Origin of the sequence: Gordonia insulae, assembly GCF_003855095.1 — a bacterium.
GTDB lineage: Bacteria > Actinomycetota > Actinomycetes > Mycobacteriales > Mycobacteriaceae > Gordonia > Gordonia insulae.
Map to the genome: position 1 here is coordinate 715,074 of NZ_CP033972.1, position 18,557 is coordinate 733,630.

Here is an 18,557-nt window from a genome sequence, read left to right on the forward strand (position 1 = left end):
TCCGGCTGTGTGTCTCATCGTCGTCGCGTGGAATGCGCACCCCGAGTACCGTCTCGTGGTCGCGGCGAACCGCGACGAGTTCCACCGCCGCAAGACACGGGCACTCTCGCGATGGTCCGACGTCCCGATCGTCGGCGGGCGTGACGGTCTCGCCGGCGGTACCTGGATGGGGGTGAACGCCGACGATCCGTCGCGGGTCGCGATGGTGACGAATGTGCGGGATGGGCGCCGGCCGGTGGCCGATGGTCGGCGGTCACGCGGTGCGTTGCCGGTGGAGTTCCTCGTCGGCACCGATACCCCGGACCGGTTCGCGCACCGTCTGGACGCCGACGACGGGGATTATGCGCCGGTGAATCTACTGGTCGCCGACGATCATCAGCTCTGGTGGGCGACCAACTGGCCGGAGCACGGTGTCCGGCAGGTGTCCGACGGTGTCCACGCGGTCTCGAACGGGGCCTTGGACAGCAACTGGCCCAAGGTCATCGAGAGCGTCGCCGGGATGGAGCGGCTGATCGCCGCCGACCCGGCAGGTGGGTCGGTGGAGCCCTACCTGGATCTGCTCGCCGACCGTCGACGAGCACCCGACGATCGCCTTCCCGACACGGGCGTGCCCCTCGATCGTGAGCGTGACCTGTCGCCGATCTTCATCGACATGCGTGGCTACGGAACGCGGGCATCGACGGTGCTGCGGGTCGGTCGCGACGGCCACGGCGACATCACCGAGCGCCGCTTCACCTACCGCGGTCGGCCGCTCGGCACGACGACGATCGGGTTCTGAGTCCTCAGAACCGCGATGCCGCGACCGGGATGTCCAGGGCGGCACCGACCTCCGGGGTGAACAGGGCGCCGTCATGCGTGCTCAGGCCGGCGGCCAGCGTGGCGTCGGCGCGGCATGCCTGCTCCCAGCCCTGGTCGGCGAGTCGCAGGACGTAAGGGAGGGTGGCCCCGGTCAGCGCCAGTGTCGAGGTGCGTGCAACCGTGCCGGGCATGTTCGCCACACAGTAGAAGACGGTGTCGTGCACGGTGAATGTCGGATCGTCGTGGGTGGTCGCGCGGGAATCCTCGAAGCAGCCACCCTGGTCGATCGCGATGTCCACGAGCACCGCACCGGGCTTCATCTGTGCGACAAGGCTGTTGGAAACCAAGACGGGGGCCTTGGCGCCGGGCACCAGGACGGCACCGATGACGAGGTCGGCCTCGCGGACCGCCTCGGCCAAGGCCAGCGTGGTGCTGTATCGGGTGTGCACACGTCCGGCGAACCGTGCGTCGACGGCTCGCAGCTTGGCGATGTCGACGTCGAACACGGTCACCTGCGCGCCCATGCCGACCGCGATGGTCGCCGCGTTGACACCGCTGACGCCGCCGCCGATCACGACGACGTTCGCGGGCTCGGTGCCTGGCACACCGCCCATCAGCACGCCGCGGCCGCCCTCGGACCGCATCAGGTGGTAGGCGCCGACCTGCGGCGCGAGTCGACCGGCGACCTCGCTCATCGGTGCGAGCAACGGCAGCGAGCCGTCGGCCGCGCGGACGGTCTCGTAGGCGATGGAGGTCGTCCGGGACTCCAGCAGAGCCTCGGTGCACGGCCGGCTGGCCGCGAGGTGGAGGTAGGTGAAGAGGGTCTGGCCGTCCCGCAACAACGGATACTCGGCGGCGATCGGCTCCTTGACCTTCAGCAGCAGATCGGCCTGTTCCCACACCTGCTCGGCGGTGGACAGGATCTGCGCGCCCGCCTCCTTGAAGTCGTTGTCGTGGATGGCGGAGCCCTCGCCCGCGCCGGCCTGGATGACGACTTCGTGACCGCGATGGTGCAGCTCGGCGACGCCGGCCGGGGTGATGGCGACGCGGTACTCGTTGTTCTTGATCTCGGTGGGGATTCCGACGCGCATGACGGCTCTCCTGACAGTGGTGGGCGGTGCGGGTGTTGATATTCAGCGTGAAGGAACATCGAAAATGCCACAATCTCTGTGGAGATAATTCTGCAGAGGCCAGGATTATCGATGATTAATCGACATGAGGGGATGACATGGCCGGTCAGCCGAAGGATGTTCGGGCGTCGGATCTCGCGCTCGACGACACCGATCGGACTCTGCTGCGGTTGCTGCAGACCGATGCGCGGATGCCCAACAGCGAACTCGCGGCGCGGGCCGGTATCGCGGCCTCCACCTGCCACGGTCGGGTGCGGCGGCTGACCGAACTCGGTGTCATCCGCGGCTTCTTCGCCGATGTCGACCCGGCCGCGGTCGGTCGACCGCTGCGTGCCATGGTCGCGGTCAGTCTGCAGGCGGAGGCGCGCGGGGAGATCCGACGTTTCGTCGGGGAGATCGCCCAGCACGATGCCGTGATCGACGTCTTCTTCCTCGCCGGGGCGGACGACTACATGCTGCACGTGGCCACCGCGGACACCGAGGCGCTTCGACAGTTCGTCGAGTCGCTCAACGCCAGGCGCGAGGTCGCCGGGACAACGACCTCCCTGGTGTTCGAACACCGTCGGGGCGACGCGCCGATCTACTGACCGAGCGCGCTGAATAGAATCGACCGCGGCGTGTGCCGCGAACGAAGGGACTTCTCGATGTCAGGTGATATCCGGGTCGGTGTACTCGGCAGTGCGGGCAAGGTCGGGCAGGCGATCGTCGCGGCGGTCGAGGCCGACGACGATCTGACCTACTCGGTCGGGGTCGACAAAGGCGACCCGCTCGAGTCGTTCACCGACTCCGAGACCACCGTCGTCGTCGATTTCACGCATCCGAGTGTGGTGATGGACAACCTGCGGTTCCTGATCCACAACGGGATCCATGCAGTGGTCGGGACGACCGGGTTCACCGACGAGCGCCTCGACACCGTACGTGGGTGGCTGGCCGAGAACCCGGGCGTCGGGGTTCTGATCGCGCCGAACTTCGCCATCGGGGCCGTGCTGTCGATGCGGTTCGCCGCTCAGGCCGCGCGATTCTACGACTCGGTCGAGGTCATCGAACTCCATCATCCGCACAAGGCCGACGCGCCGTCCGGCACGGCCTACCGGACCGCGGCGATGATCGCGCGGGCGCGTGCCGAGGCCGGTGTCGGGCCGAGTCCCGACGCGACCACCGAGGAACTCGACGGTGCCCGCGGCGCCGTGGTCGATGGTGTGCACGTGCATTCGGTCCGACTGGCCGGGCTGGTCGCCCATCAGGAGGTGCTGCTGGGCACCGAGGGCGAGACGTTGACGATCCGGCACGATTCGTTGGACCGCACGTCCTTCGCGCCCGGGGTGCTGTTGGGTGTCCGGGAGATCGGCGATCGCCCGGGACTCACGGTGGGTCTCGACGAGCTGATGGACCTCTGAGCGGGCCGGGCACGACGATGGCCGCCAATCCGCAGCGTCGCGACGCGCGTCCGATCATCTGGATGATCGGCTTCCTCGTTGTCGCGATGATCGTGTACTTCGTGATCCTCGGGCAGCGCGGCATCGACCTGATCTCGTCCGGGACCGTCGCCGGCATCGGTATCGGTGTCGGCGTGCTGATCCTGCCGTTGATCGGGGCGTGGCTGATCTTCGCCACGCTGCGCGCCGGTATCGAACACCAGCGGCTGGCCCGGATCATGGCCTCCGAGGGGCGCGAACTGGATGTCTCCGCGTTGCCGCGGCGTGCCTCGGGACGAATCGAGCGTGATGCGGCGGACGAACTGTTCGCACAGGTCAAGGTGGAATGGGAGGCGAACCCGTCCGACTGGCGCAACACGTACCGGATCGCGCGGGCCTACGACTACGCCGGTGACCGGGGTCGGGCGCGCGCGATGATGAAGCGGGCCGTCAACCAGTACTACGGGCGCGACTCGTGACCACGCTGCTGGTGGTGCACCACACGCCGTCACCGGCGTGCCAGGAGATGTTCGAGGCGGTGATCTCCGGAGCGACCGACCCGGAGATCGACGGTGTCGAGGTCGTCCGGCGGGCGGCACTGTCCGTCACCCCGTCGGACATGCTGGAGGCCGACGGTTATCTGCTCGGCACCCCGGCGAATCTCGGATACATCAGTGGCGCGCTCAAACACGCCTTCGACGGTTACCCCTCTATTAGGTGTCGCTGCAGGTCAACGCCCAGATCGGTGGCAGCATGAGTCGCCTGCTGATCGTCCACCACACGCCCTCGCCCCACTGTCAGGAGATGTTCGAGGCCGTCGTGTCTGGCGCGACCGACCCCGAGATCGAGGACGTCGAGGTCATCCGGCGCGCCGCGCTGTCGGTGTCGGCGAGCGACTTCCTCGACGCCGACGGGTACGTTCTCGGCACCCCGGCCAACCTCGGGTCGATTTCAGGTGCCCTCAAGCACGCCTTCGATGGCGCCTACTACCAGATCCTCGACTCGACCAAGGGCCGACCGTTCGGGGCCTACTTCCACGGCAACCAAGGGACGGAGGGCGCGCAGCGGGCGCTCGACTCGATCACCACCGGCCTCGGCTGGTCGAGGGCGGTAGCAGATGTAGTGGTCTCGGAGAAGCCGACCAAGGCCGACCTGGAGGCGTGCTGGGAGCTGGGCGCGACAATGGCGGCTCAGCTGATGGAGAGTTGAGGACGCTGGTTTCGAGCGTTCGCAAGCTCAAGGCTGGATGGGAGGCAAGTACCGCGCTGGGTCACTCCGATGCGATGCGAACTCCTCGTCCGTCAGGGTTGGGTACTCATCTTGGTACGACTCGTCATCGTAGACTTCGAACCAGCTGGAGCCCTCGTCGTCGGTTGTATGGCGCATCTCGAAACGCGGCGAGACCAGAACACATGAGGGGAGAAAGAATCGACGGATGAAAGGCTGCTGCTCGGCCTCGGTGCTGAGGAAGCTATTTCCGGAAATACCTTCGATAAATCGCGGAGGTCCGCCGAGGGGAGCAAACTGAGACTCGATCACCTTCTGGATGTGCAGGACGGCTGCTAATGCCAGTTCGCGGGCATCGCTTCCGTCTAGGTTTCGGTTGTAGTGGATTGCGCGACTTCTAAGCTGAAAAAGTTCGGCGAACTCTTGGGAGACGATATCTGAAATGACGCCCCAGTTTACGAGCGCGCTGCGGCAGTCCTTCCAATTTGTCAGGGCCCTGTTTTTCATGATGCCGTTTTCGTGGAGTTTCGGTGTTGTCGCTTGGTGGTCGCTGTATTCGTCGCGCAACTCGATCACAAGTTGATTCAAGACTCTTTCGCCGAGTGCGCAAGCGCCCACCAAGGCGGGAAAGTACGCTCCGGCTACGAATGACCGACGGATTTGATCGAGGAACGTATTGTGGAGTGCGACAATGCTGAATGGCGCGGCGTCGATAGATCGATAATTCTGCAACTTTTGTTCGCGGTGCCAATGTCCATACTCCTGCACTAGTTCAGCTTCGATTGCACGCTTATTCTCTCTCCATTGATTCTGTATGTCTGGCTCCCAATCTGGGCTCACCTCTTGCTCTAGAATCCGATTTCGCGTGTCGAAGCTGATGAAAACGGGAAGATATCGACGGCATCCATCGCTGGTGGACCGTACGGTGCCGCGCTCTCGCTGGATCATTCGTCTATCTCACCACGGAAGGTTCGGGCTCAGGTGTGAGTGAGGTTCGTGCGGGATTCGAGTCCGTCTGTCGGAGCGTCTCGATACAGTTCGGCCCGTGACTATGAACGCCGACCACGCCCTGGAAGTCTGTCGAGATCGGGTAGCCCACGCCGCTGAGACCCGCTCCGCGATCCGGTCGATATGGAATGAGTACATCGGCCAGGTTCCGCGACGGTTCGTGTTGAAGCCGGGCCGCGACGACGACCACCGGGTCGTCGCCGTCGAGACCTTTGAGCGGATGCCGGTTCGCCTGAGCACGCTGTTCGGCGAGTGGCTGTACGAGTTGCGTGCAGCGCTCGACGGTGCGGTCTACTTCATGGCTGTGCGTGACAGCGGCCAGAACCCACCTCCTGCTGAGCGAGGTTTGATGTTCCCAACCTTCGACGATGCCGCGAAGTTCGACGACAAGGGTCATCGTGGTCGATTAAAGGCTCTCTCGGACAACAGCTTTGCGCTTCTGCGGCAAGTTCAGCCATTCAACGCTCAGCCAGACCAACACGGCAACGTCCTGTGGTGGCTCGACGAGTTGGCGCGGATCGACAGGCATCGCTACGGACACGCGCTCGCCTCGCACGCCGACCACATCAGGGTCGGAGTGTCATCGCCTTTGGTGATGGTTGAGAGCTTTCTACCGCCGAACCCAACAGGGCCGCTCATTGTCGATGAGGCAGAGCCCGTCAGGATCATTGAAGTGAAGGCGCCGTCCGAGTGGGACGGCGTAGATATCCAGCAGCACCTGATGATCGACGACGGCTGGTCGAGCTTCGTTGATGTGCCGGAGTGGCGGTCGCGGGCCGCGCAGCTATTGCGAGGGTTGTCCCTCGACAAGCGCATGTACGCCTGCGAGATCTTCGTTCTTGACGACATCATCGAGCCCTTGGTGACAGGAACGGCCAGTTTGCCGCAGCCAGAGCGCGGCGAGGACGGCGGTTCTTAGCCCCGCGACCCAGCCGGGGCAATCGTGAAGGTGCCCGGCGCACTGACTGAGCGGATCGCTGCGAGGGCGACGGCGCGTCCGTCGTCGTGGTCGGGGATATGAAGGGCGGCGTCCACGTCGGCCTGGGTCGCCGATCCGCCCGTGTAGAGCCGGTTTGCCAACAGGGCTGATCGATGCCCTGCAGTTGACCACCAGGCGGGGCACCTGGGCAGGCCGTAGGTCTCCCGCTGCGGTCATCGCGGCGAGGTCTTCGGTGCCGTCGAGGGCGCGTCGGATCGCTGCCGAGGTGGGTGGGCGAGGAAGAACTGTTCTGCGTACGGCCCGGCGTAGCTGATCGCGGCGCGGTCTTGGGCATCGAACCGGGTGGAGTAGACACAGCGCCCCTTGCGGTGCGGGTGCTCGGGGTCGGGACCGACCTTGACCTCGCGGACCCGGTGCCCGAGGACGGTGGCGACGATGGCGTGGGCCGATTCGTGAACCGAGGTGGCGTAGTCCGCCCGCTGGGCGGGGGTCATAGTCGAGTTCTCTGGTGGCTGCGGTGCCGAGACGGTGCGCTGGGCGAATCTGTCGTCGCCGTCTTCGAGGTCGAACAGCCGCCCGTTGTAGGACAGCATCACGTGCCGGTCGGTGCAGAGACGGTGCAGGTCGGCGTAGTGGTCCATCGACCGACCGACCGGCGCGCGAGGGCTCCCAGACCACAAGCACGTCGCCGGGGCGCAGCACCTCACCCAGACGCGCGTACTGCGGGGGTCCCTGGTGGCGCTGCGGTCGTTGTCGGTGAGCACCTCGGCGACCGGCCAATCGTTGCGCTCGCACACGCCCTACGCTCGGCTACCTCGCCGGTGACCGACCGGCCACCAGCGAGGTCGCGGGAGACTCGGGTGTAGATGACGGCGCGGGTCGGGGTCCGCTGGGAATCGGGAAGTCTGCTGGTCAGCGAGGCGCTCGTAATAGAGGTGTTTACGGCAAATAGACACGCCTTCGAAGTCTGCTACTACCCGATCCTGGACTCGACGAGGGGCCGTCCGTTCGGGCTGTTCCTGCACGGAAACCAGGGCACCGAAGGGGCCGAGAAGGCGGTCGACGCCATCACCACCGGCCTCGGGTGGGTGAAGGCGGCCGACCATGTCGTGGTTCGCGGGACACCGGGCAAGGACGATCGGGAAGCGTGCTGGGAACTGGGTGCGACGCTCGCCGCGCAGTTGATGGAGTAGGCCGCAGGCGGCTCAGCGGATCGGGTCGCCGACCGGGATCGCCGCCGCGGGACTGACGCCGGCGTTCAGATTCCGGACGGTCTGCCGCGCGATGCCTGCATCGTAGAACCCCGCGACGAACTGGTTGTCCAGCGTCGAGCGCACCTCGTAGTACCGGGTCGAATGGCTGTCCTCGACGGTGATCACCCGGTAGGCGTGCGGGTGCAGCGCCTCGAGGGCGTCGGCGCGGTTGCCCCGGAGCGCCGCGGCGATGGCGGTCTCGGGCAGGTCGGCGACGCGGGCCAGCTGGACCAGATCGGCGATGGCCGTGGTCAGCGTCGCGAGATCCTCACCGGGGGCTGCGGGCGGATCGGTGATCTCGACGCCGCGACCGAGCGAGTCCGCGACCGCAGTGGCGGCGTTCTTCGTCTGCTCGGCGACGGCGAGGGTGTGATTGCTCGCGGTGGCGATCCGGGTGATCAGGGCGGTGGCGAGGGTGATGTCGTGCACGTGGTTCTCCTGTGTACGGTCGGTTCGGCATGGGCGCAGAGTCGACTGCACCCTTCCACGGTAACGACGCTCGGCCCCCCGTGCCGCCGAGGAACTGCACGTCACAGGCGGTCTGCGGGGTGCTCGGCGACACAGTCGCGCGTGCTCAACCGGTCTCGTCGAGCAAGAGGCGGCACCAGGCGTCGAACAGCCAGTCGGTGAACCGCGCGCTCGACCACCCTCGATCGGCGACCAACATCGCGTAGTACTCCGCGGAGTTCATCGTCCAGACGACGTCGGCGACCTCGTCGATCGTGAGGTCGCCGCGTAGCTGCCCGGTGCTCGCGAGATCGCTTGCCAGGCCACGCATGTTCTCGGCGCGCCGGTCGGTGATCTCACTCCACAGGTCCTTCAGATCGGCATCCGCCGTCGCGGCCTCCCGCAGCACCAGGAACAGCGGCCCGAGACGGGTCTGGATCGCGGTGACGGCCTCGGCATAGATCCGGAGTCTGTCGCGCGCGTCCGGCTCGTCGCGCATGCGGACGGCGTAGTCGCGCTGCGCGCCCGGAACGGGTCGGCCCGTTCCCGAGAGTGACAGCTCGATGAGTTCACGGAACAACGCGGGCTTGCGCCCGACCGTCGCATAGATCGTGTCGGCGACGACGTCGGCGTCCCGCGCGATCTCGGCGACCGTCGTCGCGGTGTATCCGTTGGCGAGGAACCGCGCGCGGGCAGCGTCGAGGATGCGCCCGCGGGTCTCCGCCGCCGCCGCCCGGCGGCGCGTGGAGTCATAACGCCGGGTCCGCTGACCGGGCGATTCGCCGCCGGTGTCGGCATTGACTGCATCGGACATCGGATCTACTCTAACGGCAGGAAAATTGATCCGATAGCATTTCGGATGAAATGAGGGTGAGTGTCATGGGATTCTTCGCATGGACCCAGAACGTCCCGATCACGGCCGAGATCTATGACGAGATCGCCGAGCGGATGGGCGACGCTCCGATGCCGGGCCTGCTCGTGCATCTCGCCTTCGAGAACGCCGACAAGACGGTCAGTTACCTCGACGTGTGGGACTCAGAGGAGAGTTGCAACGCGGGAGTCGAACGGGTGGTGCATCCGGCGGTGCACCCGGTGCTGGCGGCTCGCGGCATTCATCCGCCCGGTGAGCCGCCCCGTGCGCCGGTGACCGTGCTCGACATTCGGTTCGGCGATGGGTCCTCGAAACGGCCGGGGTCGTAGACTGTCCGCGTGAGCACGGCCACCCATACCGCGACGACCTCGGGCGCGGCGACGATCCCCACGCCGTACGAGGACCTCCTGCAGCTGGTTCTCGACACGGGCACACCCAAGGCCGACCGCACGGGAACCGGCACGCGCAGCCTGTTCGGTCACCAGTTGCGCTACGACCTCGCCGAGGGATTCCCGCTCGTCACCACCAAGAAGGTTCACCTCAAGTCGATCGTCTACGAACTCCTGTGGTTTCTGCGTGGCGACTCCAACGTGCGCTGGCTGCAGGAGCGCGGCGTGACCATCTGGGACGAGTGGGCCGACGACGACGGCGAGCTGGGCCCGGTCTACGGCGTGCAGTGGCGCAGCTGGCCGACACCGTCGGGCGAGCACATCGACCAGATCTCCGCGGCCCTGGAGCTGCTGAAGACCAACCCCGACTCCCGACGCAACATCGTGTCGGCCTGGAACGTCGGCGAGATCCCGCAGATGGCATTGCCCCCGTGCCACGCGTTCTTCCAGTTCTATGTCGCCGACGGCAAGCTCTCGTGTCAGCTCTACCAACGAAGTGCCGACCTCTTTCTCGGCGTCCCGTTCAACATCGCGTCGTATGCGTTGCTGACGCACATGATGGCCCAGCAGGCGGGGCTGGAAGTGGGGGAGTTCGTGTGGACCGGCGGCGACTGTCACATCTACGACAACCATGTCGAGCAAGTGCGTCGTCAGCTGTCGCGCGATCCCTTTTCCTATCCGAAACTCGATCTGCGGCAACGGGACTCGATCTTCGACTACGAGTTCGAGGACATCGCGGTCGTCGGCTACGAGTCGCACCCGGGCATCAAGGCGCCGGTGGCGATCTGATGGCGACGAGCGTCACGCTGTTGTGGGCGCAGGATCGCGTCGGCGCCATCGGTCGCGCCAACACGATCCCGTGGCGGGTCCCCGAGGACATGCGCCGATTCCGTGAGCTCACCGGTTCGGACCCGGTGGTCATGGGCCGCAGGACCTGGGAGTCGCTGCCCGATCGTGTCCGTCCGCTACCGGGCCGGCGGAACGTCGTCATCACCCGATCGACGTCGTTCACCGCGGCCGGTGCGGACGTCGTGCACACGATCGACGAGGCGCTCTCCGCGGTGGACGGACCGGTCACGGTGATCGGCGGGGGGCAGATCTACGAGGTGTCGATGACCCTCGCCACCCACCTGCGGATCACCGAGATCGACATGCTCGTCGACGGTGCCGACGCGTTCGCCCCGGAGATCGATCCCTACGCGTGGGACGTCGACGCGGCCGGCGACTGGCAGACCTCGACGACCGGGGTCCGATATCGCTACGTCGACTATCTCCGCCATGGTGACGCCCTGTCGGGACGGCGGGGGGCCTGATCGGGCACATGTCCCGCACCGACCTGTCCGTCGCACAGGCGCGACGCATCGCCCTGGCCGCACAGGGTTTCGCCGACCGGGTACCGTCTGGCGCGCCCACGATGGCACATCTGCGGCGGGTGATCGGACGTACCCGGCTGTTCCAGATGGACTCGGTGAACATCGCTGCCCGGGCCCACTATCTGCCGCTCTTCAGTCGGCTGGGGCCCTACGACCAGGCATTGCTCGACCGCGCGGCGTGGCGGCCGGGCCGGGGTGAGCGGCTGCTCGTCGAGTACTGGGCGCATGAAGCCGCGCTCATCCCGATGGGTGACTGGCCTCTGTTCGGTTGGCGCCGAGACGAATTCCGTGACGGACGCTACCGATACACCCGGGATGTCATGCGCCGCAGCCGGGTTCTCGCGGGAGATGTCCACGCGGTGATCGCCGAGGACGGCCCGAGCACACCCAGGCAGATCGAGGACCGTCTGGGCATCGAACGCCCGGCCGGCACACCCGGCGGGTGGTGGCATCGCGGCGAGGTCAAGCACGTGTGTGAGGCGATGTTCGCCGCCGGTGACCTGTCGGCCACCCGCAACGAGAACTTCATGCGCCACTACGACCTGACCGAACGGGTCGTCGACGCCGACAACGCCACCCGACAGGTGGACCGCGCCGACGCGCACCGCGAACTGACCGCGCGCGCCGCGAGCGCCCTCGGGGTGGCGACCGTGGCCGATCTCGCCGACTACTACCGGACCAAGACGGCCGACGTGCGCCCCGCGGTCGACGACCTCGTCGCGCGCGGGGACCTGACACCGGTCACCGTCGAGGGTTGGCGGGATCAGGCCTATCTCGACCCGACGGCGAAGATCCCGCGCAAGATCGACCGCTCGGCGATCCTGTCGCCGTTCGACCCGCTCGTCTTCTTCCGGCCTCGCGCCGAGCGACTCTTCGACTTCCACTACCGCATCGAGATCTACGTGCCCGAACACAAACGCGTGCACGGGTATTACGTCCTGCCGTACCTGCTGGGCGACGACATCGTCGCGCGGGTCGACCTCAAGGCCGACCGCAAGGCCGGCTCCTTGCTGGTACTCGCCGCCTACCTGGAGGATGGCCGACCGGAGCCCGAGGTCGCCGAACGGCTGGCCGCCGATCTGACGTCGATGGCGGGCTGGCTCGGCCTGCATCGGGTCGAGGTGGCCGAGGTCGGGAACCTGGCCGCTGCGCTCGGTGGCGCAGTCGGCCGGTCCTGAGCGCTCAGGCGGTGCGGACCACCATCTTTCCGGTGTTCTCGCCGCGCATCAGTCCGAGGAACGCGTCGACCGCGTTGTCGATCCCGTCGATCACGGTCTCGTCGTGGACGACCTTTCCTTCGGCGAACCACTGCCCGACCTCGCGGTTGAACTCCGCCGCCTGATCGAAGTGATGGCCGACGGTGAACCCGGTCAGGGTCAGGCCGCGGGTGATGATGTTGGCCATGTTCGACGGTCCCGGGGTCTTGGTGGTGCTGTTGTACTGGGCGATCGCCCCGCACAGGGCCGCACGCCCACCGTCTTTGAAGGAATCGAGGGCCGCCTCGAGGTGGTCGCCGCCCACGTTGTCGAAGTAGACGTCGATACCGTCGGGCGCGGCCTCGCGAAGTTGCTTGCGGACCGAGGGCTCGTCCTTGTAGTTGAACGCGGCGTCGTAGCCGTACCGATCGGTCAGCAATGCGACCTTCTCCGCCGAGCCGGCCGATCCGATCACCCGGTCGGCTCCCTTGAGTCGTGCGATCTGACCGGCGGCGGTACCGACGGCGCCCGCCGCGCCGGAGATGAACACCGTGTCCCCGGGCTGGAGTCGCGCGATGGTGAGCAGGCCGACGTAGGCGGTCAGGCCGGTCATGCCGAGGGTGCCCAGGTAGATCGACGACGAGGCGTCGCCGGGAGCATCGGGGAGGGCGCGGAATCCGGCTGCGTCCTCCTGGGCGACGTCACGCCATCCGTACTGGTGCGAGACGAGCGTGCCGACGGGCAGATCGTCGACGGTGGACTCCACGACCCGGCCGACCGCACCGCCGGTCATGGTCTCGCCCAGCACGAACGGCGGGATGTAGCTGCGGGTGTCGATCATCCGGCCGCGCATGTACGGATCGACCGAGATGAACTCGTTGGCGACCCGTACCTGTCCCGGGGCGAGGTCGTCGAGGTCGACGGTGATCGTGCGGAAGTCGTCGGATGTCGGCCAGCCGTGCGGCCGGTTGACGAGCTGGATCTGGGTGCTGGTGGTGGACATGAATGCCTTTCTCGGTGGTTCGGGATGTCAGACGAGGCTGATCGCAACCGCGACGACCGCGACGAGCGGAACGGTGAGCTGGACGAACGCCGGGCGTGCCTTGGTGCGGTCGGAGGCGAACAGGACGGCGCCCGCGGAGACCATCGAGCCGCACCCGGCGATGACCAGTGCCGCACCGACCGCCGGTTGGCCGATCAGCAACGCGATGGCGCCGGCGGCCGCGATCACCGCCAGGAAGAGGTTGTAGAACCCCTGGTTGAACGCCAACTGTCGGGTGTCCGCCGCCTGCGCCTCGGTGGTGCCGAAGACGGCACGGCCGCGTGGGGTCGTCCACCACACCGATTCGAGGACGAAGATGTAGACGTGGACGGCGGCTGCGACCAGGGCGAGAACTGCGGCCAGGACGGACAAGGCGATCTCCGATCATTTTGTACTGACCGTTCCACAATAGGGGTATAGTCGTCGGCAGACAACCAGCCGACCATCCGCCCGGGGGAGTGACCATGGGGAGAACGCAGGCCTACGACACCGCCGAAGTCGTCGCCGCGGCGCGAAACCTCTTCTGGAAGAAGGGCTTCGACGCGGTGTCGGTCAGTGACGTCGAGCGCGCGACGGGATTGTCGCGATCGAGCGTCTACCACGCGTTCGGCAGCATGCGTGGACTGTTCGACGCGGCGGTCGAGGACTATCTGGATCGGATCGTCCGCCCGCGCCTGCGCGGATTGCAGGGCGCCGACGTCGCCCCCGGAGCGCTCGCGGACTACCTGACGAGTCTGTCCCGGGCCATCTCACGGCTCGGGGATGCCGGCGAACCGACCGGCTGCATGCTCGTCGGCACGGCCGTGACGTCACTCGGCGATGATGTCGCGGTCCGTGACGTCATTGCCGCCTACCACGCGGAGCTGCTGTCCGCGGTGACGGCCGGCGTGCGGGCCCGCTACGCCGACGCCGATGAGGCCGCGATCACCGTCCGGGCAACGACGATCACCGGCTCCCTGGTGGGCGCCCACGTCCTCGCGCGGGTGAACAGGGACGAGGCGGTGCGATTGCTCGACGCGACCGTGGCGACCCTCGCAGTCGACGGGTGGTGAATCGGGCATCCGCTCTGCGCGTCACGCGTCCGGGATGACATGCTGTGTGGTCGATGGGTAACCGTCGATCCACGATTGCGCACGCGCCCGAGTGAGAGGCTGATGATGACGGTTACGTACCAGGGCAAGGACTATCAGCTGGTCATGTTCGACCTCGACGACACCCTCGCGCCGTCGAAGAGTCCGCTGCCCGACGAGATCGCCGGAGTCCTGAGTCGCATGCTCGGCACGACGCAGGGGTGCGTGATCTCCGGTGGACGGTTCGAGCAGTTCCAGAAGCAGGTGATCGATCGGCTCGGCACCTTCGACGGCGCGGCCAACCTGCACCTGATGCCGACCTGTGGCACCCAATACGTGCGGTGGTCGGGGACCGGATGGGACACCGTCTACGCGGAGTATCTGTCCGACGACGAGAAGCAGCGCACCCTCGACGTATTGGAGACCGGCGCCAGGGAACTCGGCATCTGGGAGTCCGAGACCTGGGGGCCGGTCCTCGAGGACCGCGGCAGCCAGATCACCTTCAGCGCGCTCGGTCAGTCCGCCCCGGTCGATGCGAAGGTCGTGTGGGATCCGGACGGCGCCAAGAAGGAGGCGCTGCGGGCCTACGGCGCCGAACGGCTACCCGACCTCGAGGTGCGCAGCGGCGGTTCCACCTCCGTCGACGTCACCAAGAAGGGCATCGACAAGGCCTACGGCACGCGCAAACTCATGGAGATCCTCCACCTGGGCATCGACGACATCCTGTTCTTCGGTGACCGCCTCGACGAGGGGGGCAACGATCGTCCGGTGAAGGACCTGGGGATCGAGTCGATCGCCGTGCACGGCTGGCAGGACACGTTCGCGAAGTTGTCGGCGATCGTCGACGGGTAGTCGGATCAGCGCGGGGTGTACGCAGTCCATCCCATGTTCGGGTCGTACAGGAGTGCCTTCTTCAGTCCGGTGATGTCGGCGTCGGTCAGTCGCAGGCCCTGGTGGACGTAATTGTCGAAGCTGCCGTAGGTCTGATCCGCAGCGGCGAACGAGGTGCGCAGCCAGGCGATGTTCACCCCGTTCAGTGGATCGTTCGCGTTGGCATGACGGAACGTGTTGCTCGCCAGATAATCCCGCTCGACGGTGGCGCGGTCGACGCCGAGGACGGTGAGCAGGACCGCAGCCGCCCAGCCGGTCCGGTCCTTGCCCGCGGTGCAGTGGAACAGCGTCGCCTCGCTCTTACCCGCAGTGTTCTTGATGTCCAGCAAGGTCTTTCGGAACGCCTGCCGCGCCGACGCGTCGGTCACGAAGGCCCGATACGAGCTCTGCATGTCGACCAGGCTGGTGGGCGGCTGGGCGCCCAGGACGTCGTAGGTCTCCAGCGTGGCCCCCGGCACCGGCCGATCGGACTGCAGGGTGCGTTCGATCTGCGTGCGTAGATCGATGATCGACGTGACGCCGTCGTCGCTGAGTTTCCGCTGGTCGGCCGGGGTGATCCGAGACAGGTTGTCGCTCCGGATGACCCGATCGTTGATCGCGTGACCGTCGGTCGTGCGGTAACTGGTGAAGGTGCGCGTGTTGTCGGTGCCGGCCAGGTCGAACGCGGCCGGTGCGGCCACAACGGAGCGGGACGGCGCCGCGGTCGCGGTACCGATCATCGTGGGTAGGACCGTGGGCGCGACGATCACGCCGAGGGCGGAGACCGCGCACACGAGGCGGCGGCCGGCGGTACCGAGTGAGCGTGACATGGAGAACCTTTCGTCAGTCGGCGGGCCCGGCGACGGGCCGGACCTGCTGGGAACCGGAGGCGACACGGAATGACCTGGCGTGATAGCGACTGGTCCGCGGGTCGGTCTTGTCGGCGAGGAAGTACCAGTCCATCTGCGCCGCAGCAGGTGTGACGGTCAGGACCGCATAGCCATGGGCATCGAAGTCGTTCCAGCGAACGTGGTGGTTGGCCGCCATGATCGCCGGCGGTACCGCCGCGCCGACGGTGTGCTCGGGTACCTCCAGGATGTCGTCGATGTTCGACGATGTCACCGACGGCACGACGAGTTCCGTGGCGACCGTCCCGGCCGCCGGATACCGCGCCGGATCGACGGGGATGTCGCAGGCCCACGACGAGTGGATGTCACCGGTGATGAAGACGACGTTGTCGACCCGGTTCTCGCGGATGGTGTCGAGGAGACGCCGCCGATCGGCGGTGTAGCCGTCCCACTGGTCGGCGTTGTAGGGGATGCCTTCGCGCGGGAGTCCGAGCATCTCGGTGAGTGCTGCGGCATTGCGCGCGTCGAGCGGTGGGATCAGCACCGGTGAGATCATCACCGGATTGCCCACGATCTGCCATCGTGTCCCCGACGAGGTGAGACCGCCTGTGAGCCAGCGCATCTGGGCCGAACCGGTGATGCTGCGGGCAGGGTCGTCGACCTTCTGCGACGTCGCCGACACCTGCTGGTCGCGATAGGTCCGCAGATCCAGCATCGACAGCTCCAGCAGACGACCGAACCGTAGTCGGCGATACAGATGACGACCGGTGCCGGTGGACTCGGGCCGCACCGGCATCCATTCGAAATATGCCCGCTCCGATGCGGCTTTTCGTGCCGCCCAGGGGCCTTCGCCCGCGTCGTGGTTCTCGGCGCCGGCCTTCCACGAGTCATTGGCCGACTCGTGGTCGTCCCAGGTGCAGATCCACGGCAGCGAGCGGTGGAGTTCCGCGAGGTCGGGGTCGGTCTTGTACTGGGCGTGCCGGATTCGATAATCGCGCAGCGTGACCGTCTCGTTCACCGGCTGATGACGTCGGACGGTCCCGGATTTGCCGGTGTAGCCGCCGGATTCGTACTCGTAGAAGTAGTCGCCGAGATGGACGATCGCGGTGAGATCGCGGTGTGCGCGCAGGTGTCGGTAGGCGCCGAAGTAGCCCGCCTCCCAGTTGGCGCAGGAGACCACTCCGAAGCGGACCCGGGAGACATCGGCACCGGTCGAGGGTGCCGTGCGGGTGACCCCGACCGCGGATACGGCTCCCGTGGCGGGACCGGACGTGACTCGGAACCGATAGACGTAGCGGCTGTCGGGAGCGAGTCCGGTGACGTCGACCTTGACGGTGTGGTCGGCGGCGGCGGACGTGGTCACCGACCCGGATGCCACCGGCGCGGCGAACGAGGCGTCCCGCGCGACCTCCCACGAGACGTCGGTGGCCGGACCGCGTCCGGAACCCGGTGTCGCCGCGGCCGTCGGGGTCACCCGGGTCCACAGGATCACACCGTCGGGGAGCGGGTCGCCGGAGGCCACGCCGTGCGCGAACGTCGTCGTCGAGCGTCCGGCGGGCGCCGCGGCGGCGGGTGACACGGTCATGGCGGCGGCGGCGGTGGTGACGCCCGCCGCGGCACCCGAGCGCAATACCGTGCGGCGGCTGATCCCGGACCTCGTGGGCGGCTGCGCGCTCGGCGCATCGCGATGGTCGTCGGCTGGGGGCTGTGCTGACACGCTGCTCATCATGCGACACCCGATGCCACGAGGACGAACAGGGTGCCGACCGGGCGACGGGGACGACATGGGCCTTCGTCCGGTCGCCACCAACTGTTCACCATCGCGATGCTCTGACGATGTCGGCAAGAAGGGAGCAGAATTCCGATATGGCGGTCGCGATGGACCACTTCACGATGTCCCGGCTCGACGAACTGCGATGGTGCGCCATGCACCGTCGAGTGCGAGCGACGGTCGCCGGCGAGACCGTCGTCGATTCGGCCGACGTGCGTCAGGTGTGGGAGCCGCACCGGGTGGTCGGCTTCTACGCAGTGCCTGTTGCGGACATCATCCCGGGGCTTGTCGAACCGACCGAGGTGTCGCCCGCCGATGTCGGCCCACGAGTCCTCGACCCCGACGACGCGTTCACCGTCCACACATGTCCGGGTGTCCAGTGGACCGTCCCGGTGGTGGGACGCCCACTGCCCGCGGCGGCATTCACGTCGCACGATCCGGACCTGGACGGCTTCGTCGTGCTGGACTGGTCCGCGTTCGACCTGTGGCGCGAGGAGGACCAGGTCGTCGGCGGGCATCCCCACGATCCGTTCAAGAGAATCGACTGCCTCGCCACCTCCCGGCACGTCGTCGTCACCGCCGGTGGAGTGGTGGTCGCGGACAGCAACCGGGCGACCCTGCTGCTGGAGACCTACCTCCCGCCCCGCTACTACCTGCCGCGCGACGACGTCGCGATGGACCTGCTGGTGCAGAGCGAGACGCGCACGACCTGCGCATACAAGGGCCACGCCGACTATTGGTCGGCGGCCGTCGGCGCCACGGCGATCACCGACGTCGCGTGGTCGTACGCCGATCCGCTCGCCGACGGCGAACCGGTCCGCGACCGGATCTGCTTCTACGACGAGCGGGTGAGGGTGACCGTCGACGGCGTCGACACCGCCGCAACCACGGGGTGAGAACGCGCGCGAC

General features: G+C 67.1%; 22 protein-coding genes and 2 pseudogenes. 15 read left to right on the forward strand and 9 right to left on the reverse strand.

Annotated features, from left to right (window positions below; genetic code table 11):
• Positions 1–7 precede the first annotated feature (7 nt).
• Positions 8–778, forward strand: a complete 771-nt coding sequence (locus D7316_RS03345; RefSeq protein WP_124707036.1) for an NRDE family protein — start codon at positions 8–10, stop codon at positions 776–778.
• 4 nt (positions 779–782) lie between these two features.
• Here the strand turns inward: D7316_RS03345 and ald are convergent, their stop codons facing one another.
• Positions 783–1,889: an alanine dehydrogenase gene (gene ald / locus D7316_RS03350; protein ID WP_124707037.1), complete on the reverse strand. Its 1,107-nt coding sequence runs from the start codon at positions 1,887–1,889 to the stop codon at positions 783–785.
• A gap of 137 nt (positions 1,890–2,026) precedes the next feature.
• On the opposite strand from ald, the gene D7316_RS03355 reads away from it, so the two are divergent.
• The 5 genes and pseudogenes from D7316_RS03355 (at position 2,027) to D7316_RS03375 (ending at position 4,552) form a co-directional block, all read left to right on the forward strand.
• Positions 2,027–2,515 carry an Lrp/AsnC family transcriptional regulator gene (locus D7316_RS03355; RefSeq protein WP_124707038.1) on the forward strand — a complete coding sequence of 163 codons (489 nt, stop codon included), beginning with the start codon at positions 2,027–2,029 and terminating at the stop codon, positions 2,513–2,515.
• 57 nt (positions 2,516–2,572) lie between these two features.
• A complete protein-coding gene (gene dapB, locus D7316_RS03360; RefSeq protein ID WP_124707039.1) occupies positions 2,573–3,325 on the forward strand; it encodes a 4-hydroxy-tetrahydrodipicolinate reductase in 753 nt (250 codons plus the stop codon).
• A 17-nt stretch (positions 3,326–3,342) separates the two neighbouring features.
• A complete protein-coding gene (locus D7316_RS03365; RefSeq protein WP_124707040.1) occupies positions 3,343–3,822 on the forward strand; it encodes a hypothetical protein in 480 nt (159 codons plus the stop codon).
• Positions 3,819–4,043 (forward strand): annotated as a pseudogene (locus D7316_RS03370) (flavodoxin family protein); the annotation flags it as partial. The gene D7316_RS03365 and the pseudogene D7316_RS03370, both read left to right, overlap by 4 nt.
• Positions 4,044–4,096: 53 nt before the next feature.
• A complete protein-coding gene (locus D7316_RS03375; protein ID WP_124707041.1) occupies positions 4,097–4,552 on the forward strand; it encodes a flavodoxin family protein in 456 nt (151 codons plus the stop codon).
• A 27-nt stretch (positions 4,553–4,579) separates the two neighbouring features.
• Here the strand turns inward: D7316_RS03375 and D7316_RS03380 are convergent, their stop codons facing one another.
• Entirely contained in the window at positions 4,580–5,338 is a 759-nt protein-coding gene (locus D7316_RS03380; RefSeq protein ID WP_124707042.1) for a hypothetical protein, read from the reverse strand.
• A gap of 277 nt (positions 5,339–5,615) precedes the next feature.
• Between D7316_RS03380 and D7316_RS03385 the strand changes: the two genes are divergently transcribed.
• Positions 5,616–6,497, forward strand: a complete 882-nt coding sequence (locus D7316_RS03385; RefSeq protein WP_124707043.1) for a hypothetical protein — start codon at positions 5,616–5,618, stop codon at positions 6,495–6,497.
• A 233-nt stretch (positions 6,498–6,730) separates the two neighbouring features.
• Here D7316_RS03385 and D7316_RS27365 read toward each other — a convergent pair whose 3' ends face one another.
• The gene (locus tag D7316_RS27365) at positions 6,731–7,159 is read right to left on the reverse strand and encodes a hypothetical protein (protein WP_232016738.1); all 429 of its coding nucleotides are present in this window, start codon (positions 7,157–7,159) and stop codon (positions 6,731–6,733) included.
• Between the two features lie 258 nt (positions 7,160–7,417).
• Here D7316_RS27365 and D7316_RS03395 point away from each other — a divergent pair.
• Positions 7,418–7,711, forward strand: a pseudogene (locus tag D7316_RS03395) (flavodoxin family protein); the annotation flags it as partial.
• A gap of 12 nt (positions 7,712–7,723) precedes the next feature.
• Here D7316_RS03395 and D7316_RS03400 read toward each other — a convergent pair.
• On the reverse strand, positions 7,724–8,200 hold the full coding sequence (locus tag D7316_RS03400) for a hypothetical protein (protein ID WP_124707044.1): 477 nt from the start codon (positions 8,198–8,200) through the stop codon (positions 7,724–7,726).
• Between the two features lie 145 nt (positions 8,201–8,345).
• Positions 8,346–9,032, reverse strand: a complete 687-nt coding sequence (locus D7316_RS03405) for a TetR/AcrR family transcriptional regulator (RefSeq protein ID WP_124707045.1) — start codon at positions 9,030–9,032, stop codon at positions 8,346–8,348.
• A gap of 65 nt (positions 9,033–9,097) precedes the next feature.
• Here D7316_RS03405 and D7316_RS03410 point away from each other — a divergent pair, with 65 nt between their 5' ends.
• The 4 genes from D7316_RS03410 to D7316_RS03425 are packed head-to-tail and all read left to right on the forward strand — an operon-like array spanning position 9,098 to position 12,029.
• Positions 9,098–9,418 (forward strand): hypothetical protein, encoded by a 321-nt coding sequence (locus D7316_RS03410; RefSeq protein ID WP_124707046.1) that lies wholly within the window; start codon positions 9,098–9,100, stop codon positions 9,416–9,418.
• Positions 9,419–9,427: 9 nt separating this feature from the next.
• Positions 9,428–10,267: a thymidylate synthase gene (locus tag D7316_RS03415; protein ID WP_124707047.1), complete on the forward strand. Its 840-nt coding sequence runs from the start codon at positions 9,428–9,430 to the stop codon at positions 10,265–10,267.
• Entirely contained in the window at positions 10,267–10,791 is a 525-nt protein-coding gene (locus tag D7316_RS03420; RefSeq protein WP_124707048.1) for a dihydrofolate reductase, read from the forward strand. The genes D7316_RS03415 and D7316_RS03420 overlap by 1 nt, the downstream gene beginning before the upstream one ends.
• A gap of 8 nt (positions 10,792–10,799) precedes the next feature.
• Positions 10,800–12,029: a winged helix-turn-helix domain-containing protein gene (locus D7316_RS03425; protein ID WP_124707049.1), complete on the forward strand. Its 1,230-nt coding sequence runs from the start codon at positions 10,800–10,802 to the stop codon at positions 12,027–12,029.
• A gap of 4 nt (positions 12,030–12,033) precedes the next feature.
• Here D7316_RS03425 and D7316_RS03430 read toward each other — a convergent pair whose 3' ends face one another.
• Positions 12,034–13,050 carry an NADP-dependent oxidoreductase gene (locus tag D7316_RS03430; protein WP_124707050.1) on the reverse strand — a complete coding sequence of 339 codons (1,017 nt, stop codon included), beginning with the start codon at positions 13,048–13,050 and terminating at the stop codon, positions 12,034–12,036.
• A gap of 27 nt (positions 13,051–13,077) precedes the next feature.
• Positions 13,078–13,461, reverse strand: a complete 384-nt coding sequence (locus tag D7316_RS03435) for a DUF1304 domain-containing protein (protein WP_124707051.1) — start codon at positions 13,459–13,461, stop codon at positions 13,078–13,080.
• Between the two features lie 92 nt (positions 13,462–13,553).
• Between D7316_RS03435 and D7316_RS03440 the strand changes: the two genes are divergently transcribed.
• Both D7316_RS03440 and D7316_RS03445 read left to right on the forward strand, forming a co-directional pair.
• Positions 13,554–14,141: a TetR/AcrR family transcriptional regulator gene (locus D7316_RS03440; protein WP_124707052.1), complete on the forward strand. Its 588-nt coding sequence runs from the start codon at positions 13,554–13,556 to the stop codon at positions 14,139–14,141.
• Between the two features lie 105 nt (positions 14,142–14,246).
• A complete protein-coding gene (locus D7316_RS03445; protein WP_124711076.1) occupies positions 14,247–15,011 on the forward strand; it encodes an HAD-IIB family hydrolase in 765 nt (254 codons plus the stop codon).
• Between the two features lie 5 nt (positions 15,012–15,016).
• Here D7316_RS03445 and D7316_RS03450 read toward each other — a convergent pair whose 3' ends face one another.
• A complete protein-coding gene (locus D7316_RS03450; protein WP_124707053.1) occupies positions 15,017–15,859 on the reverse strand; it encodes a tyrosine-protein phosphatase in 843 nt (280 codons plus the stop codon).
• A 13-nt stretch (positions 15,860–15,872) separates the two neighbouring features.
• Complete coding sequence (locus D7316_RS03455) at positions 15,873–17,603, reverse strand: alkaline phosphatase D family protein (RefSeq protein ID WP_232016739.1); 1,731 nt, start codon at positions 17,601–17,603, stop codon at positions 15,873–15,875.
• A gap of 140 nt (positions 17,604–17,743) precedes the next feature.
• On the opposite strand from D7316_RS03455, the gene D7316_RS03460 reads away from it, so the two are divergent.
• Positions 17,744–18,544 carry a DUF427 domain-containing protein gene (locus tag D7316_RS03460; RefSeq protein WP_124707055.1) on the forward strand — a complete coding sequence of 267 codons (801 nt, stop codon included), beginning with the start codon at positions 17,744–17,746 and terminating at the stop codon, positions 18,542–18,544.
• Positions 18,545–18,557 lie beyond the last annotated feature (13 nt).

Excerpts from the sequence above, each read along its gene's own strand:
- ald (WP_124707037.1), bottom strand. The coding sequence starts at position 1,889 with ATGCGCGTCGGAATCCCCACCGAGATCAAGAACAACGAGTACCGCGTC.
- D7316_RS03355 (WP_124707038.1), top strand. The coding sequence starts at position 2,027 with ATGGCCGGTCAGCCGAAGGATGTTCGGGCGTCGGATCTCGCGCTCGAC.
- dapB (WP_124707039.1), top strand. The coding sequence starts at position 2,573 with ATGTCAGGTGATATCCGGGTCGGTGTACTCGGCAGTGCGGGCAAGGTC.
- D7316_RS03365 (WP_124707040.1), top strand. The coding sequence starts at position 3,343 with ATGGCCGCCAATCCGCAGCGTCGCGACGCGCGTCCGATCATCTGGATG.
- D7316_RS03375 (WP_124707041.1), top strand. The coding sequence starts at position 4,097 with ATGAGTCGCCTGCTGATCGTCCACCACACGCCCTCGCCCCACTGTCAG.
- D7316_RS27365 (WP_232016738.1), bottom strand. The coding sequence starts at position 7,159 with ATGGACCACTACGCCGACCTGCACCGTCTCTGCACCGACCGGCACGTG.
- D7316_RS03405 (WP_124707045.1), bottom strand. The coding sequence starts at position 9,032 with ATGTCCGATGCAGTCAATGCCGACACCGGCGGCGAATCGCCCGGTCAG.
- D7316_RS03410 (WP_124707046.1), top strand. The coding sequence starts at position 9,098 with ATGGGATTCTTCGCATGGACCCAGAACGTCCCGATCACGGCCGAGATC.
- D7316_RS03420 (WP_124707048.1), top strand. The coding sequence starts at position 10,267 with ATGGCGACGAGCGTCACGCTGTTGTGGGCGCAGGATCGCGTCGGCGCC.
- D7316_RS03425 (WP_124707049.1), top strand. The coding sequence starts at position 10,800 with ATGTCCCGCACCGACCTGTCCGTCGCACAGGCGCGACGCATCGCCCTG.
- D7316_RS03430 (WP_124707050.1), bottom strand. The coding sequence starts at position 13,050 with ATGTCCACCACCAGCACCCAGATCCAGCTCGTCAACCGGCCGCACGGC.
- D7316_RS03440 (WP_124707052.1), top strand. The coding sequence starts at position 13,554 with ATGGGGAGAACGCAGGCCTACGACACCGCCGAAGTCGTCGCCGCGGCG.
- D7316_RS03445 (WP_124711076.1), top strand. The coding sequence starts at position 14,247 with ATGACGGTTACGTACCAGGGCAAGGACTATCAGCTGGTCATGTTCGAC.
- D7316_RS03450 (WP_124707053.1), bottom strand. The coding sequence starts at position 15,859 with ATGTCACGCTCACTCGGTACCGCCGGCCGCCGCCTCGTGTGCGCGGTC.
- D7316_RS03455 (WP_232016739.1), bottom strand. The coding sequence starts at position 17,603 with ATGAGCAGCGTGTCAGCACAGCCCCCAGCCGACGACCATCGCGATGCG.
- D7316_RS03460 (WP_124707055.1), top strand. The coding sequence starts at position 17,744 with ATGGCGGTCGCGATGGACCACTTCACGATGTCCCGGCTCGACGAACTG.